The organism is Nakamurella deserti, assembly GCF_003260015.1.
GTDB lineage: Bacteria > Actinomycetota > Actinomycetes > Mycobacteriales > Nakamurellaceae > Nakamurella > Nakamurella deserti.
Genome location: NZ_QCXS01000002.1, coordinates 512,175 through 538,889, shown reverse-complemented (window position 1 = coordinate 538,889; position 26,715 = coordinate 512,175). Strand labels below are relative to the sequence as shown.

At 72.2% G+C, this 26,715-nt stretch carries 24 protein-coding genes and 2 tRNA genes; 12 read left to right on the top strand and 14 right to left on the bottom strand.

Annotated features, from left to right (window positions below):
* Nucleotides 1-10: 10 nt before the first annotated feature.
* The 3 genes from tig to DB033_RS02620 form a co-directional block, all read right to left on the bottom strand.
* Nucleotides 11-1,501, bottom strand: coding sequence for a trigger factor (gene tig / locus DB033_RS02630; protein ID WP_111765329.1), 1,491 nt, complete (start codon nt 1,499-1,501; stop codon nt 11-13).
* 151 nt (nt 1,502-1,652) lie between these two features.
* Nucleotides 1,653-1,862 carry a hypothetical protein gene (locus tag DB033_RS02625; RefSeq protein ID WP_111765328.1) on the bottom strand — a complete coding sequence of 70 codons (210 nt, stop codon included), beginning with the start codon at nt 1,860-1,862 and terminating at the stop codon, nt 1,653-1,655.
* Nucleotides 1,863-1,925: 63 nt separating this feature from the next.
* Nucleotides 1,926-1,999 (bottom strand) — tRNA-Pro (locus tag DB033_RS02620).
* 143 nt (nt 2,000-2,142) lie between these two features.
* Here DB033_RS02620 and DB033_RS02615 point away from each other — a divergent pair.
* Nucleotides 2,143-2,216 (top strand) — tRNA-Gly (locus tag DB033_RS02615).
* A 102-nt stretch (nt 2,217-2,318) separates the two neighbouring features.
* Nucleotides 2,319-2,624: a Dabb family protein gene (locus DB033_RS02610; RefSeq protein ID WP_111765327.1), complete on the top strand. Its 306-nt coding sequence runs from the start codon at nt 2,319-2,321 to the stop codon at nt 2,622-2,624.
* A 65-nt stretch (nt 2,625-2,689) separates the two neighbouring features.
* On the opposite strand, the gene DB033_RS02605 is transcribed toward DB033_RS02610, so the two are convergent.
* A complete protein-coding gene (locus DB033_RS02605) occupies nt 2,690-5,074 on the bottom strand; it encodes an MMPL family transporter (protein ID WP_111765326.1) in 2,385 nt (794 codons plus the stop codon).
* A 191-nt stretch (nt 5,075-5,265) separates the two neighbouring features.
* Between DB033_RS02605 and DB033_RS02600 the strand changes: the two genes are divergently transcribed.
* The 5 genes from DB033_RS02600 (at nt 5,266) to DB033_RS02585 (ending at nt 9,028) form a co-directional block, all read left to right on the top strand.
* The gene (locus DB033_RS02600; protein WP_111765325.1) at nt 5,266-5,715 is read left to right on the top strand and encodes a MarR family winged helix-turn-helix transcriptional regulator; all 450 of its coding nucleotides are present in this window, start codon (nt 5,266-5,268) and stop codon (nt 5,713-5,715) included.
* 163 nt (nt 5,716-5,878) lie between these two features.
* Nucleotides 5,879-6,019 carry a hypothetical protein gene (locus tag DB033_RS20500; protein WP_157970466.1) on the top strand — a complete coding sequence of 47 codons (141 nt, stop codon included), beginning with the start codon at nt 5,879-5,881 and terminating at the stop codon, nt 6,017-6,019.
* A 28-nt stretch (nt 6,020-6,047) separates the two neighbouring features.
* Nucleotides 6,048-7,214 carry a benzoate/H(+) symporter BenE family transporter gene (locus DB033_RS02595; RefSeq protein WP_205843616.1) on the top strand — a complete coding sequence of 389 codons (1,167 nt, stop codon included), beginning with the start codon at nt 6,048-6,050 and terminating at the stop codon, nt 7,212-7,214.
* Nucleotides 7,215-7,265: 51 nt separating this feature from the next.
* Nucleotides 7,266-8,498, top strand: a complete 1,233-nt coding sequence (locus tag DB033_RS02590; RefSeq protein WP_111765324.1) for a pyrophosphate--fructose-6-phosphate 1-phosphotransferase — start codon at nt 7,266-7,268, stop codon at nt 8,496-8,498.
* A gap of 8 nt (nt 8,499-8,506) precedes the next feature.
* Nucleotides 8,507-9,028, top strand: coding sequence for a hypothetical protein (locus DB033_RS02585; RefSeq protein WP_111765323.1), 522 nt, complete (start codon nt 8,507-8,509; stop codon nt 9,026-9,028).
* 28 nt (nt 9,029-9,056) lie between these two features.
* Here DB033_RS02585 and DB033_RS02580 read toward each other — a convergent pair whose 3' ends face one another.
* Both DB033_RS02580 and DB033_RS02575 read right to left on the bottom strand, forming a co-directional pair.
* Nucleotides 9,057-9,539, bottom strand: a complete 483-nt coding sequence (locus tag DB033_RS02580; RefSeq protein ID WP_111765322.1) for a universal stress protein — start codon at nt 9,537-9,539, stop codon at nt 9,057-9,059.
* 90 nt (nt 9,540-9,629) lie between these two features.
* Nucleotides 9,630-10,280: a mycothiol-dependent nitroreductase Rv2466c family protein gene (locus tag DB033_RS02575; protein ID WP_111765321.1), complete on the bottom strand. Its 651-nt coding sequence runs from the start codon at nt 10,278-10,280 to the stop codon at nt 9,630-9,632.
* 209 nt (nt 10,281-10,489) lie between these two features.
* Here DB033_RS02575 and pepN point away from each other — a divergent pair, with 209 nt between their 5' ends.
* Nucleotides 10,490-13,042 (top strand): aminopeptidase N, encoded by a 2,553-nt coding sequence (pepN, locus tag DB033_RS02570; protein ID WP_111765320.1) that lies wholly within the window; start codon nt 10,490-10,492, stop codon nt 13,040-13,042.
* A gap of 232 nt (nt 13,043-13,274) precedes the next feature.
* Here pepN and DB033_RS02565 read toward each other — a convergent pair whose 3' ends face one another.
* The 3 genes from DB033_RS02565 to DB033_RS02555 are packed head-to-tail and all read right to left on the bottom strand — an operon-like array spanning nt 13,275 to nt 15,420.
* Nucleotides 13,275-13,751, bottom strand: coding sequence for a DUF5130 family protein (locus DB033_RS02565; RefSeq protein WP_157970465.1), 477 nt, complete (start codon nt 13,749-13,751; stop codon nt 13,275-13,277).
* Nucleotides 13,738-13,962, bottom strand: a complete 225-nt coding sequence (locus DB033_RS02560) for a hypothetical protein (protein WP_111765318.1) — start codon at nt 13,960-13,962, stop codon at nt 13,738-13,740. The genes DB033_RS02565 and DB033_RS02560 overlap by 14 nt, the downstream gene beginning before the upstream one ends.
* A 27-nt stretch (nt 13,963-13,989) precedes the next feature.
* Complete coding sequence (locus DB033_RS02555) at nt 13,990-15,420, bottom strand: amidase (protein WP_111765317.1); 1,431 nt, start codon at nt 15,418-15,420, stop codon at nt 13,990-13,992.
* 908 nt (nt 15,421-16,328) lie between these two features.
* On the opposite strand from DB033_RS02555, the gene DB033_RS20495 reads away from it, so the two are divergent.
* The 3 genes from DB033_RS20495 to DB033_RS21590 all read left to right on the top strand — a co-directional run bounded on the left by DB033_RS20495 (nt 16,329) and on the right by DB033_RS21590 (nt 16,876).
* Entirely contained in the window at nt 16,329-16,478 is a 150-nt protein-coding gene (locus DB033_RS20495) for a hypothetical protein (protein WP_157970464.1), read from the top strand.
* A gap of 76 nt (nt 16,479-16,554) precedes the next feature.
* The gene (locus DB033_RS21595) at nt 16,555-16,677 is read left to right on the top strand and encodes a hypothetical protein (protein WP_276309185.1); all 123 of its coding nucleotides are present in this window, start codon (nt 16,555-16,557) and stop codon (nt 16,675-16,677) included.
* Nucleotides 16,678-16,753: 76 nt separating this feature from the next.
* Nucleotides 16,754-16,876 carry a hypothetical protein gene (locus DB033_RS21590; RefSeq protein WP_276309184.1) on the top strand — a complete coding sequence of 41 codons (123 nt, stop codon included), beginning with the start codon at nt 16,754-16,756 and terminating at the stop codon, nt 16,874-16,876.
* 282 nt (nt 16,877-17,158) lie between these two features.
* Here the strand turns inward: DB033_RS21590 and DB033_RS02540 are convergent, their stop codons facing one another.
* On the bottom strand, nt 17,159-17,686 hold the full coding sequence (locus DB033_RS02540) for an HNH endonuclease (protein WP_240615701.1): 528 nt from the start codon (nt 17,684-17,686) through the stop codon (nt 17,159-17,161).
* 215 nt (nt 17,687-17,901) lie between these two features.
* On the opposite strand from DB033_RS02540, the gene DB033_RS02535 reads away from it, so the two are divergent.
* Nucleotides 17,902-18,303 (top strand): globin, encoded by a 402-nt coding sequence (locus DB033_RS02535; RefSeq protein ID WP_111767178.1) that lies wholly within the window; start codon nt 17,902-17,904, stop codon nt 18,301-18,303.
* A gap of 12 nt (nt 18,304-18,315) precedes the next feature.
* On the opposite strand, the gene DB033_RS02530 is transcribed toward DB033_RS02535, so the two are convergent.
* The 4 genes from DB033_RS02530 to ettA form a co-directional block, all read right to left on the bottom strand.
* Nucleotides 18,316-19,014, bottom strand: a complete 699-nt coding sequence (locus tag DB033_RS02530; protein ID WP_240615700.1) for a DUF8185 domain-containing protein — start codon at nt 19,012-19,014, stop codon at nt 18,316-18,318.
* Nucleotides 19,011-19,547, bottom strand: a complete 537-nt coding sequence (locus DB033_RS02525; RefSeq protein ID WP_111765315.1) for an acyl-CoA thioesterase — start codon at nt 19,545-19,547, stop codon at nt 19,011-19,013. The genes DB033_RS02530 and DB033_RS02525 overlap by 4 nt, the downstream gene beginning before the upstream one ends.
* Complete coding sequence (locus DB033_RS02520) at nt 19,544-24,499, bottom strand: NAD-glutamate dehydrogenase (protein ID WP_111765314.1); 4,956 nt, start codon at nt 24,497-24,499, stop codon at nt 19,544-19,546. The genes DB033_RS02525 and DB033_RS02520 overlap by 4 nt, the downstream gene beginning before the upstream one ends.
* Before the next feature lie 149 nt (nt 24,500-24,648).
* Nucleotides 24,649-26,325: an energy-dependent translational throttle protein EttA gene (gene ettA, locus DB033_RS02515; RefSeq protein ID WP_111765313.1), complete on the bottom strand. Its 1,677-nt coding sequence runs from the start codon at nt 26,323-26,325 to the stop codon at nt 24,649-24,651.
* Nucleotides 26,326-26,715: the final 390 nt, after the last annotated feature.

Here is a 26,715-nt window from a genome sequence, read left to right as displayed (position 1 = left end):
CCGCCACGGGTCAGGAGGAGGCGGGTCGCGCCTCGTCCGAGTCCTGGTCTGCCGCGGGGACGGTCTCGGAGACGGCGTCGATGATCTCGACGTTCTCGTCGGAGTCGTCGAGTTCCGGGGCCTGGGAGTCCACGGCGTCGGTGTCCACGACGTCGGTGTCAGTCGCCTCGTCGGCGACCGGCTCGAAGCCGAACAGCGCCGCGACGTCCAGGACGTTGCCGCTCGCGTCGGTGACGGTCGCGCGGGAGACGGCGTCGGCCAGCGCCTTGGCCCGACGGACCTCGGCGAAGACCGCACCGAGCTGGTTCTGCTCCTGGATGCGCTTGAAGTACTCGTCGGGGGCGACCCCGAACCGCTGCGCGTTGAAGATGATGCGCTCGGTGAACTCCTCCTGGCTGACGCCGACGCCCGAGGCCTCGGCCATCGCGTCCAGCAGCAGCTGCGTCTTCACGCTCTGCTCGGAGGCGGCCTTCAACTCGGTGTCGAGCTCGTCCTTGGTCTTGCCCTCCTCCTCGAGCCAGGCGGCGAGCGCGGCCTCGTCGTGGCCCAGCGCGTGGATCACGTCGTGCTCACGGGAGTCGAACTCGGCCTTGGCGACGGCCTCGGGGACCGGGACCTCGGTGGCGGCCAGCAGCGCCTCGAGGACCTTGTCCCGCGCCTGGGCGCCCTGGGCCTGGTTCTTGGTCCGGCGGACCCGCTCGACCAGATCGGCACGCATCTCCTCGACGGTGTCGAACTGGGAGGCCTCGGCGGCGAACTCGTCGTCGACGGCCGGCAGCTCGCGCTCCTTGACCGAGTTCACGGTGACCGTGACGTCGGCGTCGTTGCCGGCGTGCTCACCGGCGACGAGCTTGGTGGTGAAGGTGGCGCTCTCGCCGGCCGACAGACCGGTGACGGCCTCGTCGATGCCGTCGACCAGGTCGCCGGAGCCGATGCGGTAGCTCAGGTCGTCGGCGGTCGCGTCGTCCAGCGCCTCACCGTTGACCGAGGCACGCAGGTCGACGCTGATCAGGTCGCCGTCGACGGCGGCCCGCTCGACCGGCGTGACGGTGGCGAAACGGTCGCGCAGCGCCTCGATCTCGGTGTCGACGTCGGCGTCCTCGACGACCACGTCGTCGACCACGACGGAGATGGAACTCACGTCGGGGACGGTGATCTCGGGGCGGATGTCGACCTCGGCGGTGAACGCCAGGGTCTGACCGTCCTCGATCTCGGTGACCTCGATCTCGGGCTGGCCCAGCGGGGTCAGCGCGTTCTCGTTGACGGCCTGGCCGTACATCTGCGGGATCGCCTCGTTCACGACCTCGGACAGGATGGTGCCGCGGCCGACGCGCGCGTCGATGATCTTCGCCGGGACCTTGCCGGGACGGAAGCCCGGGACACGGACCTGGCCGGCCAGCGTCTTGTAGGCCTTGTCGAAGTGCGGCTTGAGCTCGTCGAACGGAACCTCGACGTTGAGCTTGACCCGGGTCGGGTTCACGTGTTCGACGGTGCTCTTCACTGTGTATTGCTCCTCGACTGCGCTGACGTGCGCGATCTGCGTGTGTGCGTGTGACTTTCCGCAGGACGATCCCTGCGATTTCCCCGTGCGAGTCTAGGCGAGCCCGCGAGACGCCCCTGACCGTCGCGCGGCGCGGGTCCCGGGGTTGCGGTCAGGAGACGATCTGGAGCTCGGTGTCGACCGCACCGCGCACGCGGGCGAGTTCCGCCGCGACCGCCGCCGCCACCGCCCGCCGACCCTCGGGGGTGTCGGGGGCGTTGATGTGGGCCCACAGGGCGGTCTCGAAGGTGCGGAACACCTCCACCAGCTCGGGATCGGCCTGCCGGACGGACTCGGAGACGGCGTCGGCGGTGTCACTCATCAGATGTCCCTCCCGGACGGCGGCGCGGCCGGGGCCCGAGCGACACCGGAGCCGGTCCTGCCGTCGGGGTGACAGGATTTGAACCTGCGACCCTCCGCTCCCAAAGCGGATGCGCTACCAAGCTGCGCTACACCCCGGCGTACGCGCGGCCGTCGGGGACCGGCGTACCGACCCACCCTAGCCCGGCACGGAGGCGTGGCCCGCCGTCCCGGCCGCCGCGCGCGGAGCGGCCCGCCGTGTCCGGTATGATCGGCACCGAGTTCCGGCCGATCAGGCCGTTGCGGGCGTAGCTCAATGGTAGAGCCTCAGTCTTCCAAACTGATGACGCGAGTTCGATCCTCGTCGCCCGCTCCACCGCGCTTCCACGGCCCGGCGTGATCCTTCCGCCGGGCCTTTCGCGTGAGCGGCCCACCCCGGCCGCGCTCCGCTGTCGGTGGCCGGCTCTAGGGTCGGCGGATGATCCGACACATCCTGCTCGTCCGGGCCCGTCCCGACGCCTCCGACGACCTGCTCACCGCGTTCGGCGACATCGCCGCCCTGCAGGGCCGGCTGACCGGCCTGCTCGCGGTCGCGTTCGGTCCCAGCCGCAGCCCCGAGGACCTCGAACGCGGCTACACCCACGGCCTGGTCGCCGACTTCACCGACCACGACGCGTTGCGGCGCTACGCCGACGACCCCGAGCACCGGACCGCGGGTGCCGCCATCACCGCCGCGGCCGCCGACGGCCGGGACGGGCTGCTGGTCGTGGACCTCGAGCTCTGACGGCGCGGAAGGCCGTCCGTCCCTGACGGACCTGCGGCGCCGCACGCCCCTGCCGGCCGGGGCCGTCAGGGACGGTCGGCGTCCCCGCTGGCCCGGCCGGCCGCGATGAGCTCCCGCTGGTGCCGGTTGGGCGTCGGGGTCACGGGCCACCAGATCCGCCTGCCCAGGTCCACGGCCAGCGCCGGCACCAGCAGGGTGCGTACCACCAACGTGTCCAGCAGCACTCCGAACGCGACGATGAACGCGATCTGCGCGAGGAACAGGATGGGGATGACGGCCAGTGCGGCGAAGGTCGCGGCGAGCACGATGCCCGCGCTGGTGATCACCCCGCCGGTCACCCGCAACGCCTTCAGCACGCCGCGGCGGGGCCCGTGCAGCGCCACCTCCTCCCGCGCCCGGGTCATCAGGAAGATCGAGTAGTCGATGCCGAGCGCCACCAGGAAGACGAAGGCGAACAGCGGCACCGCGGGGTCGGCCCCCGGGAAGTCCAGCACGTGGTTGAACACCAGCGCCGACACCCCCAGCGCGGTGCCGAACGACAGCACCGTGGCGGCCACCAGCAGCAGCGGCGCCACCAGCGCCCGCAGCAGCAGGCACAGCACCAGGAACACGGCGATGAGGATGGCCGGAATGATGACCGTCAGGTCCCGCTCGGCGGTGTCGACGGTGTCCAGCTGGATGGCGGTGTTGCCGCCGACCAGGATGTCGTCGCCGTCGGGCAGCGCGTGCAGGGTGCTGCGGACGTCGCGCACCGCCTGCTCGGCCTCCTCGGAATCGGCGGCGGCGGCCGGGGTGACCTGGATCTGGATCCGCCCGTCGACGACCAGCGGGTCCGTCGGCGGTGTGGGACCGGTCTGCGGTGCCGTCACGACGGTGGCGTCACCGGCGAGCCCGCCCACCCCGCCCAGCGCGGTCAACACCTCCTGCTGCGCGGACTGCGGGGCGATCACGACGATCGGGTTGCCGGAGCCGCCCGGGAAGTGCGCGACCAGCTCGTCGGTGCCGGCGATGGAGTCGACCTCGGTGAGGAACACGTCGGTCTGCGCGGTACCGGACGCCTTCAGCGTCGGCACGGCCAGACAGGCGACGCCCAGCACGACGGCGGTGACGATCCAGATCCGGCGCGGGTGCCGGTCGACGAACCCGGCCACCCGTCCCCAGATCCCCGGTCCCGGGCCGGCGGCCGCACCGGTGGCGGCGTGGCCGTGCGCGGGCCGATCGGCGTCGACCAGGTCTGCCGCGGGCACCGAGGCGGTGTCGAGCTGGTGGCGGCCCGCGGGGGCGGCGTGCGGGATGCGCGGCCAGAACAGCCACCGGCCGGCCATCAGCAGCGCGGGCAGCAGGGTGAGCGCACCGATCAGGGCGGCGACGATCCCGATGGCCCCGACCGGGCCGAGCGTCTTGTTGGAGTTCAGATCGCTCAGCAGCAGACAGAGCAGACCGATCACGACGGTGCCGGCGCTGGCGGCGATCGGCTCGACGCACGCGCGCCAGGCCCGCGCGACGGCGGTGTATTTCGACTCCGTCCGCTCCAGCTCCTCGCGGTAGCGCGCGACCAGCAGCAGGCCGTAGTCGGTCGCGGCGCCCACGACCAGGATGAACAGGATGCCCTGACTCTGGCCGTTGAGTTCCAGCACGCCGTCCCTGGCCAGCAGGTAGACGACGCCGCCGGCCAGCGCCAGGGCGCTCACCGAGGTGAACAGCACCACGAACGGCAACACGACCGCCCGGTACACGCAGAACAGGATGACCAGCACCGCCCCCAGCGCCACCAGCAGCAGCAGCCCGTCGATGCCACCGAAGGCGGCCCCCAGGTCGCTGATCAGGCCCGCCGGACCGGCGACGTGGGCCTGCGCCCCGGCGGCGTCGGCCACCGCGGCCGCCCGGACGGCGTCGATGACGGTGCTCAGGGGCGGCTCGCCGGCGGCGTCGGGCTCGTTGACCAGGTCGGCGTTCAGCGGCACCACGACCAGCGCCGCCTCGCCGTCGGCCGAGGGCACCAGCGGCACCTGCGGCGCGAGCAGGTAGTCCCCGACCGTCTTCTCCTCGGCGGCCACTCCCTCCCCGGCCGGCAGCGTCACCGGCAGGTCGGGCAGTCCGGCGGCGAAGGCCTGCCAGGCCGTGAGCTGCTCCGGCGTCGCGGCGCCGTCGGCGGCGAAGACCACGAAGGCGGGCAACGAATCGTCGTCGGTGAACGCAGCGGCGGCGTCGCCGGCCTCGACCGACTCCGCGCCGGCGGGCAGGAAGGTCGCCTGGTCGTTGGACTGCACCGTCGACAGCGAACCGATCGCCGGACCGCCCACGCCGGCGATGCCCAGCCAGACGGCGATCACCCCGACCACCCCGAGAGCCCGCAGGACGGCCCGCTTCCGGCTCGGCCCGGTGGCCGGACCGGCGGCGGCGGTCGGTGCGGGAGGTGCGGGGGCGCCGGACGGCGACGTGGGACTCATGGGGGTTCTCCGGATCGGACGGCGGGTACAGCGGAGGGAGCGGAAAACCTCAGCAGGCTGTGCATCGGTGGGGACGAGAATACTCAGCGTGCTGAGTAATTTCACCACGAAACGACCCTCGGGCACAATGAGCCGGCCCCACCGCACCGCCGCCCACCCACCGCCATCCCCGCCGACCCTGGAGGGACCCCATGACGACCCCCGACGAGCGCGCCTCCTGGGCGACGGGTCGGTTGTTGTCGACGGCCGCCCGGTTGGTGGAGCAGAGCTGGAACAACCGGCTGCGCGATTCCCGGGTCAGCCACGCCGGGGTGATCGTGCTGTCACTGCTGGCCGGCGGTCCGGCGACCCAGCGCGAACTGGCCGGTTCGCAGCACATGACCGAACAGACCGCGGGCCGCACCATCGCCCACCTCGAGGCCACCGGCCACCTGCGCCGGACCGCCGATCCCCGGGACCGCCGCCGTCGGGTGGTCGAGATCACCGACGGCGGCCGCGCCCTGCTGGCCGAGATGTACACCGCCAGCGAGAGTGCCACCGACGAGGTCATCGCCGCCGACGGTGGTGACGTCGCGGCGTTCCGCGCGGTGCTCCAGCGTCTGATCGCGACGTACGAGACCAGCTCGCCGACGGCGCCCTGACGCCGCCCGGGCCGTCGCGACGGCTGCCGCCTGGCGTCGGCGGTGACCTCAGGAGACTCCCCCATGGATCTGGCCACCGCCGACACCCGCTGCACCGTCATCGAACGGGAATGGCGATCGTCCCCGGCCGGCACCCGGGCCGGCCTGCGACCAGCTGCGCCTGATGAAGGCGTCACCGGCCAGCCCCGTCGGCCCCGACGCCGCGTCCGCGCGCCGGCTCGGCCGCCGCATCGACCGGGTCGTCCGCTTCCTGGACGTCCCGCCGGCGCCGGTGGGCGGCGGCGAGCCCGTACCGCAGGGCTGACCGCCGTCGGGACGTAGAGTCCCCCGGCGTGAACGCTTCGCGGGGGTCGGCCGTCCTGGCCGGTGTCGTCACCGGCATCGTCGGTTTCACCTCCGCCTTCGCGGTGGTGCTGACCGGGCTGCGGGCGGTCGGCGCCTCCGACGCCCAGGCCGCGTCCGGGCTGCTCACCGTGTGTCTCACCATGGGGGCGGGCTGCATCCTGCTGTCGTGGAGGTACCGGATGCCGATCACCCTGGCGTGGTCCACCCCGGGTGCGGCCCTGCTCGCCGGCGCCGCGCTGCCTGCCGGGGGCTACCCCACCGCGATCGGCGCGTTCCTGGTCGCCGGGGCGCTCTACGTGCTCACCGCGGTGGTCCGGCCGCTGGGTCGCTGGGTCGAACGGATCCCGGCGGCGGTGGCCAGCGCCATGCTCGCCGGGGTGCTGCTGACACTGTGCGTGCAGCCGTTCCGCGCGCTGGCCGACCAACCGGCGGCAGTCGCCCCGGTGCTCGTCACCTGGTTGGTGCTGCTGCGCTTCAACCGGCGCTGGGCGGTACCGGGGGCGTTCGTGGTGGCGCTGCTGGTGATCGCCCTCGACGGCTCGCTCGCCGGGCTGGCGGGGATGCGGCTCGCTCCGACCCTGGTGTGGACGACACCGGCGTGGGACCTGCCGACCGTGCTGGCGGTCGGCCTCCCGCTGTACCTGGTCACCATGACGGGGCAGAACATCCCGGGCGTGGCCGTGCTGGGATCCTTCGGGTACCGGGCGCCGCTGGCGCCGTCGCTGCTGTACAGCGGGACCGCCACGGTGGCCACCGCGGGCCTGGGGGGGTTCAGCATCAATCTCGCGGCGATCTCGGCGGCGCTGGCCGCCGGACCCGAGGCGCATCCCGATCCCGACCGCCGGTGGATCGCCGGGATCGCCGCCGGAGCCACCTATCTCGCGTTCGGGCCGTTGAGTGCGGTCATCGCCGCGGTGAGCGTCGCCGCCCCGCCCGGCATCATCGCCGCCATCGCCGGGGTCGCTCTGATCGGGGCCTTCGCGCAGTCCGCCGGTGCCGCCCTGGCCGACGCGCGACACCGCGAGGCGGGAGCCGTCACCTTCGTCGTGGCCGCCTCCGGGATCGCCGTCGGCGGTGTCAGCGCCGCCTTCTGGGCGCTCGTCGCCGGCGGGCTGTACCTGCTGGTCGTGCGCGCAGGTACCGTGGCTCGTTGATCTTCGCCGGAGTGGCTCGGAGATCTCGGCCAGAGAGGTTTGATGACACCCATGACCATCCGGAAGGTGGCGCTGCTCACCGCGGGCGGGTTCGCACCGTGTCTGTCCTCGGCGGTCGGTGGCCTGATCGAGCGTTACACCGAGCTGGCCCCCGACATCGAGATCATCGCCTACGAGAACGGCTACCAGGGCCTGCTGACCGGCCGCTACCGCACGATCACGCCGGCCGTCCGGGAGAAGGCGCACCTGCTGCACTCCTACGGCGGGTCACCGGTCGGCAATTCGCGCGTGAAGCTGACCAACGCGAAGGACCTGGTGAAGCGGGGGCTGACCTCGGAGGGTGAGGACCCGCTGATGGTGGCGGCCATCCGGCTGACCATCGACGGCGTCGACGTGCTGCACACCATCGGCGGCGACGACACCAGCCTCACCGCCGCCGATCTCGCGCGGTACCTCAAGGACAACGACTACGACCTGACCGTCGTCGGTCTGCCCAAGACGATCGACAACGACATCGTGCCGATCCGGCAGTCGCTGGGTGCCTGGACCGCCGCGGAGCAGGGCTCCCGGTTCGCGCAGAACGTGGTGGCCGAGCACAACGCCAACGTCAAGACCCTGCTGGTGCACGAGGTGATGGGCCGGCACTGTGGCTGGCTGACCGCAGCCACCGCGCAGAAGTACCGCGAGTGGCTCGACAGCCGCGAGTGGCTGCCCGAGATCGGCCTGGACCGGGCCGCCTGGGACATCCACGCGGTGTACCTGCCCGAGGCGGAGTTCGACATCGAGCGGGAGGCGGAGCGCCTCCGCGAGGTGATGGACCGGGTCGGCAACGTGACGATCTTCGTCTCCGAGGGCGCCGGCGTGGACACCATCGTCGCCGAGATGGAGCGCTCGGGCCAGGACGTGCCGCGGGACCCCTTCGGCCACGTCAAGCTGGACCTCGTCAACCCCGGCGCGTGGCTGGCCAAGCAGTTCGCGGCCAAGCTCGGCGCGGAGAAGGTGATGGTCCAGAAGTCCGGCTACTACTCGCGTTCCGCGCCGCCGAACCCCGACGACCTGATGCTGATCAAGTCGATGACCGACTACGCGGTGGAGTGCGCGCTGCGTGGCGAGTCCGGGGTGATCGGGCACGACGAGGAGCACGGGGGGCAGCTGCGCGCGGTCGAGTTCGACCGGCTCCGCGGTGGGAAGCAGTTCGACCTGACGACCGACTGGTTCACCGAGATGCTGTCCGAGATCGGCCAGCCGCGCGCGGTCCCGGCCGCCGTGGCCGCGGCGCACTGAGTCCGGCCGTGTCGCAGACCCCGGACGGACCGGCCCCACGCCGGCGTCGCAGCGCGCGCCGCGAGCAGGGCCCGCCGTCCACTCCGGCGCCCGACGCCGGCCCCGCCGGCGTCACCGACCCGGCGGCCGCCCCGGAGGATCGACCACCGCGGCTGCGCAAGCGCCCCCGCCTCCGGTCGGCCGACGCGTCCCCGATGCCGGTGGGACGACCGGAGGCACCCGACGCGCCCCGGGCCGCGGACTCCCCGGAGACGGCCACGGTCGCCTCCGCGCCACCGCCACCGCCACCGGCGTCCGGCCGCGACCGGCGGGTCGACCATGCGGAGCGGGCCCTGCGCGGTCTGGTCACCACCCGGGGCACCCAGGTGCCCTGGGCGGCGGCGACCCGGGCCCGCGAGGTGGGCCGGCCCACCGCCGACGATCTCGCGAGGGCCGAGGAGGAAGTGGTCGTCGTGCGGCGTAACTACACGCCGCCGGAGCCGTTGCGCAACGGCCGCACCGGCGATCGGCCCCGCCGCCGGCCCGGCTGACCGCAGCCGGCCGTCCGCCGACCGGACGTCAGGGCACCACCATCACGGGGCACTTCTGTGCCGCCACGATCGCCCGGGACACCGAGCCCGACGTGATGCGGTGCAGGAACTCGGCGAACCCGGAGTGCCGCTTCCCGACGACCACGACCGCCGCGTCCCGGTCCTGGGCGATCCGGATGAGTTCCGTCGCGGCCTCGCCGTAGCTGGAGATCAACTGCCAGCGCACACCGTCGAGGTCCCCGCTCGCGGTGATCTGCTCCATCAGCTCCTGGTCGAGCTCGCGTTCGACCTCCGCCGACAGCTGGAGGTCCTCGCCGACGGGCAGGTAGCCCTCGGCCAACGGCATCAACCGTCGCCGGACGTGCACCAGCACCACCTCACGCCCGAGGCACTCGGCGAGGAAGGCGGCCGCTCGCAGCGGCCGGCCGGAGTTCTCGGCACTGTCGATGCCGACCACCACCGGCCCACTGCGCAGGTCCCGCGGCAGCCGCACACCCCATGCGTTCGTCATGGGTCCGAGTATCGCGCGCCGTGGGCCGGGTGGCACGGTCACCACACCCCCGGGCCGGAACCCGACCCGGGGGTGCGTGGCCGGGCCGGCTCAGTCGAACTGCGGCGCCTCGGTGCGCTCACGCTTGATCTCGAAGAAGTACGGGAACGACGCCAGGGTCACGCTGGCGTCCCACAGCCGGCCCGCATCCTCGCCGCGCGGGATGCGGGTGATGACCGGGCCGAAGAAGGCCACGTCGTTGATGTGGATGGTCGGGGTGCCGACACCCTTGCCGACCTTGTCCATGCCGGCGTGGTGGGAGGTGCGCAGGGCGCCGTCGAACTCGTCGGTGTCGGCCGCCTTCGCCAGCTCCGGGTCGAGGTCGAGCGCGGCCAGCGACCCGGCGATCACGTCGGCGAAGTCCTTGTTGCCCTCGTTGTGGATGCGGGTGCCCATCTCGGTGTACAGCGGCGACAGGATCTCGTCACCGTGCCGCTGCGCCGCCGCGATGGCGACCCGCACCGGCCCCCAGGCCTTCTTCATCATCTCGGCGTAGTCGGCCGGGATGTCCTGACCCTCGTTGAGCACGGCCAGGCTCATCACGTGGAAGTGGGTCTCGATGTCGCGCACCTTCTCGACCTCGAGGATCCAGCGGGAGGTGATCCAGCAGAAGGGGCACAGCGGGTCGAACCAGAAGTCGGCCCGGTCCCTCGTCCCGCCGGCGGGCGCGGTGTCGGGGGTGGCAGCGGTGTCGGTGCTCAACGGAACTCCCTGGTCTCGTGCCGCCCGCGGGGCGGCGTGTCGTGCGGTGGGCCGAAAGGTCGGTCGGCGGACCGATACCCGGTCCGGTGCGGATCCGGTCGTCCGGGTCTCCGCCCGCTCGTCGGGGTACAGCCGACCGGGAGGTTAGATTTATTCCCCGACATCGCAGATCCGACCGATGTGATGCAGACCCGAAGGATCACCACGCCGTGTCCCAACCCCCCAATCTGACCCGTGACCAGGCGCGTGCGCGGGCCGCGGTGCTTCGGACCCACAGCTACCGCATCGAACTCGACCTCACCGACGGCCACGGCGACCCGGGCGAACGGACCTTCGCCACGCACGTGACCATCCGGTTCGACGCCGAACCGGGCGCCTCGACGTTCGTGGACTTCGTCGGCGAGTCGGTCACCGCGGCGACGCTCAACGGTGAGTCGCTGGACGTCTCCGGATGGACCACCGAGGGTGGCCTGGCGCTGCCGCCGCTGGCCGCCGAGAACGAACTCGTCGTCGACGCCGTCGGGGTGTACACCAACACCGGTGAGGGGCTGCACCGTTTCGTCGACCCCGTCGACGGCGCGGTCTACCTGTACAGCCAGTTCGAGACCGCCGACGCGAAGCGGATGTACGCCTGCTTCGACCAGCCGGACCTCAAGGCCACGTTCACCATGACGGTGACCGCCCCGGGGACGTGGCAGGTCGTCACCAACGGTGCGACCGCGTCGGTGACCCCGGCCGGCCGCGCCAACACCCACACGTTCCGCACCACCGCCCGGATGAGCACCTACGTCACCGCGCTGGTCGCCGGGCCGTACGCGGTGGTGCGGCGCACCCACGACGGCATCGACCTGGGCCTGTACTGCCGCAAGTCCCTCGCCGAGTTCCTCGACGCCGACGAGCTGTTCGAGCAGACCGTCCAGGGCTTCGACTTCTTCCACGCCGCGTTCGGTGTGCGCTACCCGTTCGGCAAGTACGACCAGTTGTTCGTGCCGGAGTTCAACGCCGGGGCGATGGAGAACGCCGGCGCGGTCACCTTCCGCGAGGACTTCGTGTTCCGCTCGCGGGTGACCCGCTACCTGCACGAACGGCGCTGCGAGACGATCCTGCACGAGATGGCGCACATGTGGTTCGGTGACCTGGTCACCATGCGCTGGTGGGACGACCTGTGGCTCAACGAGTCGTTCGCGACCTGGGCCTCGGTGGTGGCGCAGGTCGACGCGACCGAGTTCACCTCGTCGTGGACCACGTTCGCCAACATCGAGAAGTCATGGGCGTACGTGCAGGACCAGCTGCCCTCCACGCATCCGATCGCCTCGGACATGGTGGACCTGCAGGCCGTCGAGGTGAACTTCGACGGCATCACCTACGCCAAGGGCGCGTCGGTGCTCAAGCAGCTCGCCGCCTACGTCGGGTACGAGCCGTTCCTCACCGGGCTGCGCGCCTACTTCGCCGCCCACGCCTTCGGCAACGCCGAGCTGCAGGATCTGCTGGACGCGCTCGAGGAGGCCTCCGGCCGCGATCTGTCCGGCTGGAGCGCGCAGTGGCTGCTGACCACCGGGCTGAACGGGTTGTCCGCCGAGTTCGAGGTCGACGACGACGGCAGGTTCACCGCGTTCACCCTGGTGCAGACGGGCGCGGCACCGGGTGCGGGTGAGCTGCGGACGCACCGGCTCGCGGTCGGGCTGTACGACAGCGAGGGTGCCGACGGTCCCCTGGTGCGGGTGCACCGGGTGGAGCTGGACGTCACCGGCGCCCGCACCGAGGTGCCCGAACTCGTCGGGGTCCGGCGGCCGGCCCTGGTGCTGGTCAACGACGACGACCTGACCTACGGCAAGGTGCGGCTGGACGACGCGTCGCTGGCGACGGCGGTCGAGCGGATCGGGGACTTCGCCGAGTCGCTGCCGCGGACGCTCATCTGGTCGGCCACCTGGGAGATGACCCGGGACGCGCTGACCCGGGCCCGCGACTTCGTGGCGCTGGCCCTGCGCGGACTGCCGGCGGAGGACGAGATCGGCGTCGTCCAGCGGGTGCTCTCGCAGCTCTCGGTGGCCGTCGGGTCCTACGCCGATCCGGCGTGGGCCGACGCGGTGGGGTGGCCGACGGTCGCGGACGGGTTGCACCGGCTCGTCCTGGCCGCCCCGGCGGGCAGCGACCTGCAGCTCGCCGGCGTCAACGCGCTCTCCGGTGCACGCCTGGGCCCCGAGCAGCTCACCGCCCTGGCGGGCTGGCTCGACGGGAGCGCACCGCTGGACGGCCTCACCGTCGACACCGACCTGTCGTGGACGATGCTGGGGGCGCTGGTGGCCCACGGCTGGCGCGGGGAGGACGACATCGCGGCCGCCGCGGCCGCCGACGCGACCGCATCCGGTGACCGCAAGGCCGCCCTGGTCCGGGCGCTGGTGCCCACGCCGGAGTCCAAGCAGGCGATCTTCGACCGGCTGACCCACGACGACACGATGGCCAACGCCTTCCAGGACGCCTCCATCAGCGGGTTCGCCCACCCGGCGCAGCGGGAGCTGCTGCTGCCGTTCACCGACCAGTACTTCGACACCGTCGCCGACGTCTGGGCGCGGCGCTCCAGCGAGGTCGGCCAGAAGGTCGCCGTCGGGCTGTTCCCGCGCTGGTCGGTCGATCAGGCCACGATCGACCGGGCGCTGGCGTGGGAGGCGCAGGACCATCCGGCCGCGTTGCGCCGACTGGTCTCCGAGGGCCGCGCCGGTCTGCAGCGGGCACTGGCCGCGCAGCGGACCGACCGGGGCTGATCCCGGACCGACCCGGACGGTCCGGGTGGATCCTGCTCCGCGATCCCGGCGGCCGCCCTCGCGAGGCGAGCGGTGACCGCCGGAATCGCGGGGAGGGTAGATCCGTCTCCAGCGGTCGACCCCGCCCGATCCCGCGAACGACGAGATCCTGGTGGTTCGTCCGTCACACGGAGGAACCACCAGGATCTCGGTACTGCAGGACTTCAGGGCGCCGGCGCCGCCGGCGGACGGGTCACCAGTTCGAGCGGTCGGGCAGCGTGCCGGCCTGGTCGGCGAGGATGCGCAGGCCGTTGACCATGCCGTCGGCGATCTCCCCGACGCCGCACGCCGCGGTCACGGTCAGCACGGCCAGGCGCGCCGCCCGGTCGCTGATCCGACGGGACGCCTCACCACCGGTGACCACCTCGACGACCCGCTGCGCGGGTGACACGGCCAGCAGCACCGCGACCGGAGCCTCGTGGCCGAGGGACTTCAACAGGTCCTCCGCGGTCGACCGGGTGTCGCTGCCCAGGCCGCCGAGGTAGGCGGTGAACCGCAGACCGGTCTTGCGCTCGGCCTCGATCAGCACGTCGTCCAGGAGCTCGAGCTGCTCACGGTCCAGCGGTGAGTCGACGTCACCCTGCGGTCCCACGATCGCGTAGCCGCGGTTGTGGCTCTCCTGCCGGGCTTCCAGCTCCGTCAGGCGGGCGGACAGTTCACCATGTGCCACGTGCGCCTCCCAGCGGCGAATCGGTCAGATGCGGGGGCACGTCGACGGACGTGTCACCGGTGTAGAAGCGGTCGGAGTAGTCCCACGGGCCGCCCGGCTTGTACGGGGGGCGGGCCCGGCTGCGGCCGGGCAGCACGGTCAGCAGGAACAGACCGAGCACCACCACGACGGGAATGCCCACGAACACGAGTAGGCCCTCGAAGAAGTTCACCCGGGAAACCTAACCCAGAACGGCCGATCACCACATGCCGGGCAGGTGGTGTCGCCACGGTCGGGCACGCTCGAGTTGGCCGGTCAGGGACAGCAGCAGGGCCTCCGCGCCGTGCCGGCCCACGAACTGCATCCCGACCGGCAGACCGTCGGCGGTCCACTGCAGCGGGACGCTGACCGCGGGCTGGCCGGTGATGTTGATCTGCGCGGTCCAGGGCGTGAAGACCAGCTGCCGCCGGAAGTCCTCCGCCGGGTCGCAGGGGTCGGTGAACCAGCCCACCGGCGGCGGCAGTCGGGCCACGGTGGGGAACAGCACGGCGTCGCACCCGCCCATCGCCCGGGCCAGCGTCCGGCCGGCGGCCTGCACCGTGCCCATCGCCTGCACCAGCTCGGGCCCGCCCACCCCCGCGCCCCGCTCCCACAGATGACGGGTCAACGGCATCAGCAGATCCACAGCCTCCGGCGGCAGCGGACGGGCATGGGTGAACGCGGCCCACACCGTCAGGAAGGCGGGCACCAGCCCGGGCGGATCGGGGATGTCGAGGTCGACCACCTCGTGGCCGAGCTCCGCGAGCAGCGCACTGGTGTCCTCCCACGCGGCGCGCACCTCGGGATCGACGACCACGTCGGCCACCGCGGCGATGGCGGTGTCCAGGGACCGTCCGATGCGCAACCGCCCCGGGTCCCGGCCGGCCGCCGCCACCAGTCCGCTCTGTCGTGGACTGACGTAGGGCTCGCTCCACACCGGCGTCTGCATCGCCTCCAGCAGCGCGGCGGCGTCGGCGGCGGTCCGGGCCAGCGGCCCGTGGACGGACAGCCCCAGGGCATCGCTGCCGACCGGTCCCCGGGAGACGAGGCCCCGGGTGGTCTTGAGCCCGACCAGGCCGCACATCGCCGCCGGTATGCGCAGCGAGCCGCCGCCGTCGGTGCCGTGCGCGAAGGGCAGCAGACCGCCGGCGACCGCGGCCGCCGCACCACCGGACGAGCCACCGGCCATCCGCCCCGGGTCGTGCGGCGTCCGCGCGGGGGGCCCGAGCCGGTTCTCGGTGTAACAGGGCAGACCGAACTCGGGGGCGTTGGTCTTGCCGAGGCTGATGGTGCCCGCGGTCTCCAGGTGTGCGACGACGTCGTCACTGACGTCAGGCACGAGGTCGGCGTACAACGCCGAACCGAAGGTGGTGCGCACCCCCGCCGTCGCAGTCAGGTCCTTCACCGCCAGCGGTACGCCGTGCAACGCAGGCAGTTCCGGGCCGCGACCGCGTCGGGCCGCCACGGCGGCGTCGGCGCGCCGGGCGGCGGCCAGCGCGAGGTCGGGCGTCACCGTGCGGAAGGCACCGAGGCCCGCGTCGTGCCGCGCGATGCGGTCCAGATAGTGACCGACGACGTCGGACGACGACAGCTCACCGGTGGCGATGCCGGCCGCCAGTTCGATCGCGGTCAGGTCGTGGATGCGGGTCACCCGCGCGACGGTATCCGTTGACGGCCGACCGGACGCCGCGGCCCGGGCGTTCTGGGAGGGGTCCGAGCTGCTGTACCCGCGACCTCGCGGGCCCGCGGTGATCCGACGGTGTCTCTGGGTAATCATCCGGCGTTCACCCACACAACGACGACCGGTCGTAATCGTCGGTTCACAACAATGTCGGCGGGACATTCAAAGGGGCCGCGTCACCTGGCCGCGGCGCCCGATACGACCGATTGTCGCCCCCTGTCGGCCTAAGCTGCAGATCCCTCGTTGGTGCTGCGTGTCGGTGCCGCCCACCGGTTCGGACGCACGGAGAATGCGGTACAGACAAATCATCAGAGTGAAGTTTTGTACCTCATTGTACCGCTAACCGGTGGAAACCACCCATTCGCTGTTAACGCATCTGCTTCGCACAGGTGGCGGCGTTTCCCATTTCGTGACCACCCGTGATCACGCAATGTCCGGCCTTGTTATGGGCCTCCGAACGGCGATTACAATTTCATTTGCCGCGATCGATCAGTCGCAGTGAGTGACCAAAACCGATAGCCCGCCATCCCAGAACCGCCGGTCGCCGGCCGGACCACCGCAGCACCCGACCACCCGGTCCGTCCGGCCTCCCCCGCCACCTCGCCAGGAGCTCCCATGTCGCACATCGCCACCGCCCCCACCGCCGTCCGCGTGGGTCGGGCCATCCCCGTCGGTCGGGCTGTCCGCGTCGGCCGGGCTGTCCGCGTCGGTCGGGCTGTCCGCGTCGGTCGCGCTGTCCGCGTCGGCCGGGCTGTCCGCGTCGGTCGCGCCGTCCGCGTCGGCTGACAACTGCTCTCCCGCAGGCCTTCTCACCGCTCTCGCCCCACACCGCAGCACCCTCACCGACCCGCCGCTGAATCCGAAGCCAGGAGCTCCCCATGTCGCACACCCTCATCGTCACCGCTGCCACCGCCCCCACCGCCGTCCGCGTCGGCCGTGCCGTCCGCGTCGGCCGTGCCGTCCGCGTGGGTCGTGCCGTCCGCGTGGGTCGCGCCGTCCGCGTGGGTCGCGCCGTCCGCGTGGGCTGACCCCGGCCGCACCACCCGCCGTTCCGCAGTCCCGGACCACCCCTCATCCCCCACCATCCGCACCCAGGAGCTCCCCATGTCGCACACCTGCACCGCCACCGCCCCCACCGCCGTCCGCGTCGGCCGCGCCGTCCGCGTCGGCCGCGCCGTCCGCGTCGGCCGCGCCGTCCGCGTGGGTCGCGCCGTCCGCGTGGGCTGACCCCGGCCGCACCACCCGCCGTTCCGCAGTCCCGGACCACCCCTCATCCCCCACGATCCGAACCCAGGAGCTCCCCATGTCGCACACCCGCACCGCCACCGCCCCCACCGCCGTCCGCGTCGGCCGCGCCGTCCGCGTCGGTCGCGCCGTCCGCGTCGGTCACGCTGTCCGGGTCGGTCGCGCCGTCCGGGTGGGCTGACGCACCGGAACACCGCAGCGGCACCAGAAAGTACCTGCAGCACCTCCAGCACCGCACCAGGCAGTACCTGCAGCACCCGCACCAGGCAGTACCTGCACCACCCGCACCAGCGCTCGACCGTTGCCGGCCCGCCGCGCGCCACGGCGGATCACCGTCGCGCCCGCACCGGCCCGCATCGAGACCCTGCGGACGGCCTCCGGACGCGTCGCCGCATCAGGGGTCCCGAGGCCCGGGAGCACACCACGCCCGAGGCGTCCGCTGCTCCACCCCGTCCTCCCGCCGTCAGGCGGCAGCGCTGTCCAGCCAGCGGTGCCAGGCCGGATCCGTGTGGTCGCTCATCCACAGTTCACCGGACGTCATCCGCTGCGGCGGACCCGGCGTGAACCCCAGCGACCACCCCAGCTCGTCGAGAGTGCGGTCGGCCTTGCGCGTGTTGCAACGACTGCAGCAGGCCACGCAGTTCTCCCAGCTGTGCTTCCCGCCGCGTGACCGCGGCAGCACGTGGTCGATGGTGTCCCCGCGCAGGTGGCAGTAGGCGCAGCGACGGCCGTCTCGACGCAGCACGCCCTGTCGGCTGACCGACGTGGGCGGGCGGTACGGCACCCGGACGTACCGGTTGAGCCGGACGACGGCAGGTAGCGCCATCGACAGCTGCGCGGACCGCAGGACGACGGCCCGGTCCTCGAGGCTGACGGCCTTGCCGGCCAGGATGAGAACCAGCGCACGCCGCCCGGTGACGACGGCGAGTGGTTCGTGACTCGCGTTGAGCAGCAGGACGTGGATGGGCGTCGCTGCGGAACTTCCGACCACCGTGCCACCTTTCGGCGCCGCCGAGCGGGACTGGCTTGTCCGCTCGTGCGAGGTTCTCCTGTCCAGTGAACTACGGCGTGGCCCGGATCTGCAGATATTTCTGCTCGACGCGGCGTCACCTCCGTGACGATCGGGTGAACATCGCCCGGGACGGTCACCGCGCCCGGGCCGGCCGGGGTGGGACCAGCCGTGCGCCACGGGAGAGAATGGACGTCATGAACGCACCCACGACCTTCTACGACGAGATCGGTGGGCACCCGACGTTCGACGCGATCGTCGGCGGTTTCTACCGGAGGGTCGTCGACGACCCTGTCCTGCGGCCGCTGTACCCCGAGGAGGATCTCGGTCCGGCGGAGGTGCGGTTCCGGATGTTCCTCGAGCAGTACTGGGGCGGTCCGCGGACCTACTCCGACCAGCGGGGTCATCCCCGGTTGCGGATGCGGCACCTGCCGTTCGTCATCGGCCCGGTCGAGCGGGACGCCTGGCTGGCGGCGATGCGCGCCAGCCTGGACGACGTCGCCCTGACCCCCGCCCAGGACGAGCGGATGTGGGCCTACCTGGTGATGGCGGCGGATTCGATGGTCAACAGCAACCCGGTCACCGGACCGGCGGGCTGACCACCCGGGGGCTCAGAAGACGAGCGGCAGCAGCGAGTGGCGCCGCCGGACGACGGCGCCGAAGCGCGCGTCCAGCCGCAGCCAGGCGTCGGTGGCGAACACCCGGACGTCCGAGGCGTCCCCGCCGCCGCCGGCGAAACCCATGCCCGACAGCGCGAACAGGCAGCGCATCGGTACGGCCACCGTGTAGCCGGCCCCGGACACCGTCAGCACCTGCTGGTCCAGCAACGACGACGACGTGCCGCCGGCCGGGCTGACGTTGTCCCGGGCGCTGGCGCTGCCGCGATCCACGAGGTCGGTGACCACCGCCGCCGGCACCGTGTCCACCAGCGACCACCCCGCCAGCGGTGGGAGCTGCGTGCGCCACAGCGGATCCACCACCGGCCCCGGGTCGATCTCGGTGGATCGCGACACGGCGATCCCGGGGAGCAGGTTCGCCGCGTGCACGGTGATGTCCGGTGGGTCGACCCGGCCCGCGACGCTGCGGGTGACGAGCGCGTCGAACGGCGTCGTGGCCCACACCTGCAGCCGGGCCGCGACGTCGGACCCGCCCACGACCGGCGCGTCGCCGTCGACCGGCGGCCGGGGCGGTCGCGACGGTGAGTTGCGGAGTCGGACCAGCGCCTGCGGATCCATCCGTACCGCGCGGGCCACGAACGCGCCCAGGTCCTCGCGGTCGCCCGCGTCGTCCAGCCGGATGACCACGGTCACCGGCTCCAGGCTGCGTAGCCGGGGGCCGGCGTCTCGTCGTCCGCGTCGGTCTCGGACCGCGGGGTCGGTGCCTCGCCCGGCGTGTAGGGCGCCCGGTAGCTCTCGAGGAAGGCGCGCTCGGCGTCCCCGAGCCGCTGCGGGCGGCCGTCGCCGGGCCCGACCGCCACCAGCACGGTGCTCGCGGTGGCCGAGAGCACCCCGTCGGTGGTGACCACGTAGTCCACGGTGCACGAGGCGCCGCCGACGGCGGTGACCCCGAGGGACACGCGTGCCGGGCGGCCGAACGGGATGGGCCGTCGGTACTGGATCTCGAGGCTGGCCACCACGATCGCCCGCACCAGCTGGTGCGCCCCGCGGCGGGTGGCTTCGGGGTAGAGCCAGTCGACCCGGGCCTCCTCGAGGAGCGTGATCACCCGGGCGTTGTTGACGTGGCCCTGCGCGTCGAGGTCGGAGTAGCGGACCCGGACGTCGGTGACGTGACGCCGTGCCGTCGGGTGGGTTCCTGCGGTCACTGCGGGGTCTCCAGAGGTCATCGGGCCATCGAACGGATCTCGCGGGCGGCCACCGACAGTGCGGCCAGGTCGCCGACGCCGGAGGTGGCGATCTGACCGAGGGTGATCCGGGCGCGCTCCAGGCGGAATCGATTCTCCCCCTCCCACTGGGCGATCTTGTCCGCGGCGCTCAGGTCGGCACCGGTGGTGGACAGCACATCGGCGGTGATGGCCCGCACGGAGGTGTAGAGACCGTCGCGGATGGCCTGGCGGGCCAGCGAGTGCCAGCGGTCGCCGCGGTCCAGCGCCGACACCGACGACAGGATGCGGTCGAGGCCGATGTGCTCGCTCAGCGCGTAGTACAGCTGCGCCACCTCGGCCGGGTCCCGGCCGGTCTCGCCGGCCACGTCGGTGATGTCGAGCAGGCTGAAGGTGTACAGCGCGTAGACCATCCGCAGGGCGAGGTCCGGCGGCGTGCCCAGGGCCCGCAGCTCGGCCGCGTCGGTGTGCACCTTGTCGAACTCCGAGCCGCAGAGCAGCCGCGGCATCGACCGGCTCAGCTCCCCCACGATCGTCGCGTAGCGGCCGATCTCGGCCTGCACGTCCAACGGCTGCGGTCGGCGGACCAGCAACCAGCGCGCGGCCCGGTCCAGCAGCCGCCGGGACAGCAGCACCAGCTGGTTCTGCGCGGCGGCCGGCATCGACCGGCCGGCGATCTCCTCCCACAGCTCCGGGAGCTGGTAGACCGCGGTGGCGATCTCGTAGACGCGCACCGCGTCGGTCGGACCGGTCGCCATCTCCTCTCCGAGCCGGAACGCGAAGGTGATCCCGGCCCCGTTGACGAGGTGGTTCACCGCCATCGTGGTGACGATCTCCCGCCGCAGCGGGTGGGCGGCGATCGCCGCCGGGAAACGCTCGCGCATCGCCGCCGGGAAGTAGCTCGGCAACCGGCCTGCGAACGCCGGGTCGTCGGGGAGCTCGGAGGCGAGCATCGTGCGGGCCAGTCCCGACTTCACGTAGGCCACCAGCACGCTGAGCTCCGGGGACGTCAGGCCGCCGCCCGCGGCCTGACGGAGGCCGATGTCGGTCGCCGACGGCAGGAACTCGAGCTTGCGGTCCAGCCGTCCGCCGGCGACCAGCTCGTCGATCAGCCGGGCGTGCACCGAGATCATCGCCTCGGCGTGCTGTCGCGAGATGCTCAGCAGCCGGTTCTGCGCGATGTTGTCGGCCAGCACCAGCTGGGCGACCTCGTCGGTCATCGAGAACAGGAACGCGTCACGCTGCTCCGGCGTGAGCGCGGGTTCACCGGCCGGCGTCTGCGACGTGTGCAGGGTCTGCAGTGCGATCTTGATGTTCACCTCGTGGTCGGAGGTGTCGACCCCGGCGGAGTTGTCGATCGCGTCGGTGTTGATCCGGCCACCGGCCCGGGCGAACTCGATGCGGCCGAGCTGGGTCACCCCGAGATTGCCCCCCTCACCGACCACCCGGACCCGGAGCTCGCCACCGTCGACCCGCACGGCGTCGTTGGCCTTGTCGCCCACCTGGGCGTGTGACTCCGTGGACGCTTTCACGTAGGTACCCACCCCGCCGTTGAACAGCAGGTCCACCGGGGCGAGCAGCACGGCGTGGATGAGTTCGGCGGGGGCCATCGAGGTCACGTCGGCGGCGAGCCCCAGTGCGGCCCGCATCGGCCCGCTGACCGGGATGCTCTTCACCGTCCGCGGCCAGACACCACCGCCGTCGGAGATCAGACCGGGGTCGTAGTCGGCCCAGGACGAACGGGGCAGGTCGAACAGCCGGCGTCGTTCGGCGTGCGACGCGGCGGCGTCCGGGTCGGGGTCGACGAACACGTGCCGGTGGTCGAAGGCCGCGACCAGCCGGATGTGCTCACTCAGCAGCATCCCGTTGCCGAAGACGTCGCCGCTCATGTCGCCGACGCCGACCACCGTGAAGTCCTCGGCCTGGGTGTCCACGTCGAGCTCGTGGAAGTGCTGCTTGACCGACTCCCAGGCACCGCGGGCGGTGATGCCCATCTTCTTGTGGTCGTAGCCGGCGCTGCCGCCGGAGGCGAACGCGTCGCCCAGCCAGAATCCGTTCTCCACCGCCACCGCGTTGGCGATGTCGGAGAAGGTGGCGGTGCCCTTGTCCGCCGCGACCACCAGGTACGAGTCGTCGCTGTCGTGACGCACGACCTGCCGGGGCGCGACGATCGTGGTGCCGGAACGGTTGTCGGTGACGTCCAGCAGTGCCTGGATGAACATCCGGTAGCAGCGCACCCCCTCGGCGACGAACGCCTCGCGGTCGGCCACCGGATCACCGGTGGCGGCGGGGGGTTGCTTCACCACGAAGCCGCCCTTGGCGCCGACCGGCACGATGACCGCGTTCTTCACCTCCTGCGCCTTGACCAGGCCGAGTACCTCGGTGCGGAAGTCCTCCGGCCGGTCCGACCAGCGCAGCCCGCCACGGGCGATGTCGCCGAATCGCAGGTGCACTCCCTCGACCCACGGCGAGTACACCCAGATCTCGTGCGCAGGAACCGGTTTCGGCAGCGAAGGGATCCGCTGCGGGGCCAGCTTGAACGCCCAGAAGTCGCGCTGGGCGCCGTCGGCCCCACGCCGGTGGGCGTTGGTCCGCACAGTGCCCAGGATCAGCTGCAGGTAGGTCCGCAGGATCCGGTCGGCGTCCAGACTCGTCACCGCGTCGAGGTTCTCGGTGATCGCGGCGGCCAGCCGGTCGTTCTCGGCGGCCCGGGCGGCCGCACCCGCGTCGTCGGCGGCGTACCGCTCGGGATCGAAGCGCACCGCGAACAACGCGGCGAGCTGCCCGGCGATCGCGGCGTGCGACACCAGCACCGACTCGAGATAACCCTGGGTGTAGGGCGTCCCGATCTGCCGGAGGTATTTCGCGTAGGCCCGGAAGACCGTGACCTGACGCCAGTCCAGGCCGGCCGCGAGGACCAGCTCGTTGAGCCCGTCGACCTCGGCGCGACCGTTCCAGGCCGCCGTGAACGCGTCGGTGACCCGGTTACGGGCCGCGACCTGCCCCTCGTCGGTGCCCACGCCGGCCCGGGCGAGGTAGGCCTCGGGGAGTTGCAGCCCGAAATCGTAGATGCGCGAGGGGGTCCCGTCGCTGCGGGTGACCTGGTACGGGTTCTCGTCGATGACGACCGCGCCCAGGCTCTGCAGCAGCGGCAGCGCCCGGGACAGCGTGATCGTGGCCCCGGTGACGTAGATCTTGAGCCGCCGGTTGCCGGCCTGCTCGCCGGGCGCGTCGGACAACGCGAGGGCGATGTCGTCGGGACCGCGGAGCCCGTCCAGCCGGTGCAGGTCCACGACCGCCTCGGCGGAGCTGTAGTCCTCCTTGTAGGCGGCGTCGAACGCCCGGCTGTACCGCGACCGCTCGCCCGCGGTGTCGAGCACCTCGTCGATGTCGGCGTCGTCGACGTCCAGATCGCTGATGTCGCCGCCGTTGTCGGCGACGGCCGCCGCGGTCGCGGCACTCACCGACGAGCGCAGCACCCCGGCGGCGAGCTCGTCCTCCCAGGTGCGGATGGTGCGCCGGACCGCCTCGGTGAGCGCCGCGACGCTGTCGTCGTCCAGCTGGACCCGCTCGGCCGGGTCGGTGGTGACGATGAAGTGGACGGCGGCCAGCGCCGAGTCCCCGATCCGCGCGGTGTGGCGGATGGCCGACCCGTGCAACCGGGCGAGCAGCTCGTCCTGCATGGCCAGCCGCGCAGTGGTGGTGTAGCGGTCCCGCGGCAGGTACACCATGGCGTCGATGAACCGTCCGAACGGGTCGGCCTGCAGGAACAACCGCAGCTGCCGCCGGGCGATGCTCTGCAGGATGCTGCGCACCAGTCCGACGATGGAATCGACCGGGGCCCAGAACAACTCGGCGCGCGGATATCCGGTCAGCAGGTCCAGCGCCCGCTGCCCGTTGTAGGACTCCGGGGTCGCCCCCACCGCCAGCAGCACCTGGTCCACGACGCGGCGCAGCACCGGGGTGGCGGTGACGTCGGCGTTGAGCGCGCGGGCGGTGAGGATGCCGAGGAACCGCAGCTCGCCCACCGGCTCACCGCGGTCGTCGTAGAGCCGCACGGCCAGGTAGAACGGCGGCAGGTTCTTCGCCAGCGGCGACACCGCCGACGCCTTGGACACCATCATCAGGCCCAGGTCGTGGGGCGCGCCGATGGCGGCGGTGAAGCCGTCCGGGTCGGTGTTGTCCCGCAGCAGGCCCAGACCGGTGTCGGGTTCGGGGACCAGCCGCTCGTCGCCGGCCACCTGGTCGTACTGCTGTGCCCCCAGGAACGTCAGGTTGCCCTCGGTCAGCCAGTCGAGCAGGTCGGCGGTCTCGATGATCTCCTGCGCCGGGCGGTGCGGCGGGTTGCGCCGGATGTCGGTGGCGGTGGCCCGGGCCAGCTCGGCGAGATCGGTGCTGTCCTCCACGACGTGGCGGACCTGCGCGAGCACCGCGGCCACCTCGGCCTCGATCCGTTCCGCGCGTTCGGCGTCGGTGATCCGGTCGATCAGCACGTGCATCCACGACTCGGCGAGGACGTCCCGGCTGCGGTGCCCGCTGCGGTGCGAACCGCCCAGCACCTCGACCAGGGCGCCGCCCGGGTCCCGGCGGACCTCGAGGATGGGGTGCAGCACCCGGTGCACCACCGCGCCGGCGGCGGCCAGCGCGCTGATCACGGAGTCGACGAGGTAGGGCATGTCGTCGTTGACCAGGTCGATCACGGTGGAATCGGCCGACCACCGGTCACCGGTGGACTGCGGGTTGAACAGCCGGATGCGCGACTCCCCGGGCACCCGGTTCCGCGCCAGCCGCTGGTGGGCCGCCACGATGGCCACCACGTCGGCCGCACTGTCCGGCAGATCCTCCACCGCCACGTGCCGGAAGTACCGGCCGATGGTCGTCGCGATGTCGGGCCGCAACGCGCACGCCTCGCGCACCGCCGCGTTGCTGGTCCGGGTCTCGTCCGTCACTGCCATGCCACCCGCGCCTGTCTCGTCCCCAGCGCACCGGAGCCGGTGGGCTGTCGGTGTCGCGCCGTTGCGACCCCGACACCGACCCTAACGGGCCCCGGCCGGTCCCGGCTCGGTCCGCGCCCGGACGGGACGCGGACCGGACCGGGCACCGGTCAGTCGCGGGTCAGCTTGCGGTGGGTGACGCGGTGCGGCCGCGCGGCGTCCACGCCGAGGCGCGACACCTTGTTCTTCTCGTAGTCGGAGAAGCCGCCCTCGAAGAAGAACCAGCGGGAGGGATCCTCGTCGGTGCCCTCCCAGGCCAGCAGGTGGGTGCAGACCCGGTCCAGGAACCAGCGGTCGTGGGAGATCACCACGGCGCAGCCCGGGAACTGCTCCAGCGCGTTCTCCATCGAGCCCAGCGTCTCGACGTCCAGGTCGTTGGTGGGCTCGTCGAGCAGGATCAGGTTGCCACCGACCTTGAGCGTCAGCGCCAGGTTCAGCCGGTTGCGCTCGCCGCCGGAGAGCACCCCGGACGGCTTCTGCTGGTCCGGGCCCTTGAACCCGAACGCCCCGATGTAGGCGCGGGAGGGCATCTCGACGTTGCCGACCTTGATGTAGTCCAGCCCGTCGGACACGGTCTCCCAGACGCTCTTCTTCGGGTCGATGCCGGAGCGGTTCTGGTCGACGTAGGACAGCGACACGGTGTCGCCGACCTTGACGCTGCCGGCGTCGGGGTCTTCGAGGCCGACGATCGTCTTGAACAGCGTGGTCTTGCCGACGCCGTTCGGGCCGATCACGCCGACGATGCCGTTGCGCGGCAGGCTGAACGACAGGCCGTCGATGAGGACACGGTCACCGAAGCCCTTCTTCAGCGCGTCGACCTCGACGACGATCGAGCCCAGCCGCGGGCCCGGCGGGATCTGGATCTCCTCGAAGTCGAGCTTGCGGGTGCGGTCGGCCTCGGCGGCCATCTCCTCGTAGCGCTCGAGCCGGGCCTTGTTCTTGGCCTGCCGGGCCTTGGCGCCGGAGCGGACCCACTCGAGCTCGGTGCGCAGCCGCTTCGCCAGCTTCGCGTCCTTCTTGCCGGCGATGGCGAGCCGCTCCTCCTTCTTCTCCAGGTAGGTGGAGTAGTTGCCCTCGTAGGGGTGCAGGCGGCCGCGGTCGACCTCGGCGATCCACTGGGCGACGTTGTCGAGGAAGTAGCGATCGTGGGTGACGGCGAGGACGGCACCGGGGTAGGACGACAGGAACTGCTCCAGCCACTGGACGCTCTCGGCGTCCAGGTGGTTGGTGGGCTCGTCGAGCAGCAGCAGGTCGGGCTTGCTCAGCAGCAGCCGGCACAGCGCGACCCGGCGGCGCTCACCACCGGAGAGCACGCTGACGTCACCGTCACCGGGCGGGCACCGCAGCGCGTCCATGGCCTGGTCGATCTGCGCCTCGAGGTCCCAGGCGTCGGCGTGGTCGAGCTGCTCCTGCAGCTCCCCCATCTCGGCCATCAGCTCGTCGGAGTAGTCGGTGGCCATCAACTCGGCGATCTCGTTGAACCGGGCCATCTTGGCGTTGGTCTCACCGAACGCCTCCTGGATGTTCTCCAGGACGTTCTTGCTCTCGTCGAGCTGCGGTTCCTGCTCGAGGATGCCGACGGTGAAGCCCGGCGTCAGGAACGCCTCGCCGTTGCTGGGCCGGTCGAGGCCCGCCATGATGCGCAGGATCGTCGACTTACCGGCGCCGTTCGGACCGACCACGCCGATCTTGGCGCCCGGGTAGAACGACATCGTGACGTCGTCGAGGATGACCTTGTCGCCGTGCGCCTTGCGCGCCTTCTTCATGGTGTAGATGAACTCAGCCACCGTGTGTCTCTGCCTGCCTCTAGAACGTGCCTGCACGCCCGCTGTGCCGGGGCGTGTCCGGGCGAACCCGCCCCACAGTCTGCCTGATGGCGTCTGCGGCCAGCACCCGGTTCAGCGTGATGACGGCGTCGCCGCAGGCGGCAGGGACGCATCGCCGCAGGCGGCAGGGACGCGCCCCGCCGGGGGCGGGATCAGGGCGGCAGACACGCGTGGGCGCGAGCCGGCTGGTCCGGCCGGCTCCCCGCGGCGGGAGCGACGGGTCCGGGGGCGGGACTGGACGGGCGGTCGCGCACGGGCGCCTGTCGGCCGGTCCGGCCGGTTGTCGACTGGTCCCACCGGCTCCGCGCGGCGGGAGCGACGGGACCGGGGGCGTCGGTCGGCCCCGACCCG

Excerpts from the sequence above, each read along its gene's own strand:
- DB033_RS02600 (WP_111765325.1), top strand. The coding sequence starts at position 5,266 with ATGACGACCCCCGACGAGCGCGCCTCCTGGGCGACGGGTCGGTTGTTG.
- DB033_RS02535 (WP_111767178.1), top strand. The coding sequence starts at position 17,902 with ATGAACGCACCCACGACCTTCTACGACGAGATCGGTGGGCACCCGACG.
- DB033_RS02520 (WP_111765314.1), bottom strand. The coding sequence starts at position 24,499 with ATGGCAGTGACGGACGAGACCCGGACCAGCAACGCGGCGGTGCGCGAG.
- DB033_RS21595 (WP_276309185.1), top strand. The coding sequence starts at position 16,555 with ATGTCGCACACCTGCACCGCCACCGCCCCCACCGCCGTCCGCGTCGGC.
- DB033_RS02605 (WP_111765326.1), bottom strand. The coding sequence starts at position 5,074 with ATGAGTCCCACGTCGCCGTCCGGCGCCCCCGCACCTCCCGCACCGACC.
- DB033_RS02625 (WP_111765328.1), bottom strand. The coding sequence starts at position 1,862 with ATGAGTGACACCGCCGACGCCGTCTCCGAGTCCGTCCGGCAGGCCGAT.
- DB033_RS20500 (WP_157970466.1), top strand. The coding sequence starts at position 5,879 with ATGAAGGCGTCACCGGCCAGCCCCGTCGGCCCCGACGCCGCGTCCGCG.
- DB033_RS21590 (WP_276309184.1), top strand. The coding sequence starts at position 16,754 with ATGTCGCACACCCGCACCGCCACCGCCCCCACCGCCGTCCGCGTCGGC.
- DB033_RS02590 (WP_111765324.1), top strand. The coding sequence starts at position 7,266 with ATGACCATCCGGAAGGTGGCGCTGCTCACCGCGGGCGGGTTCGCACCG.
- DB033_RS02580 (WP_111765322.1), bottom strand. The coding sequence starts at position 9,539 with ATGACGAACGCATGGGGTGTGCGGCTGCCGCGGGACCTGCGCAGTGGG.
- DB033_RS20495 (WP_157970464.1), top strand. The coding sequence starts at position 16,329 with ATGTCGCACACCCTCATCGTCACCGCTGCCACCGCCCCCACCGCCGTC.
- DB033_RS02525 (WP_111765315.1), bottom strand. The coding sequence starts at position 19,547 with ATGACCTCTGGAGACCCCGCAGTGACCGCAGGAACCCACCCGACGGCA.
- DB033_RS02610 (WP_111765327.1), top strand. The coding sequence starts at position 2,319 with ATGATCCGACACATCCTGCTCGTCCGGGCCCGTCCCGACGCCTCCGAC.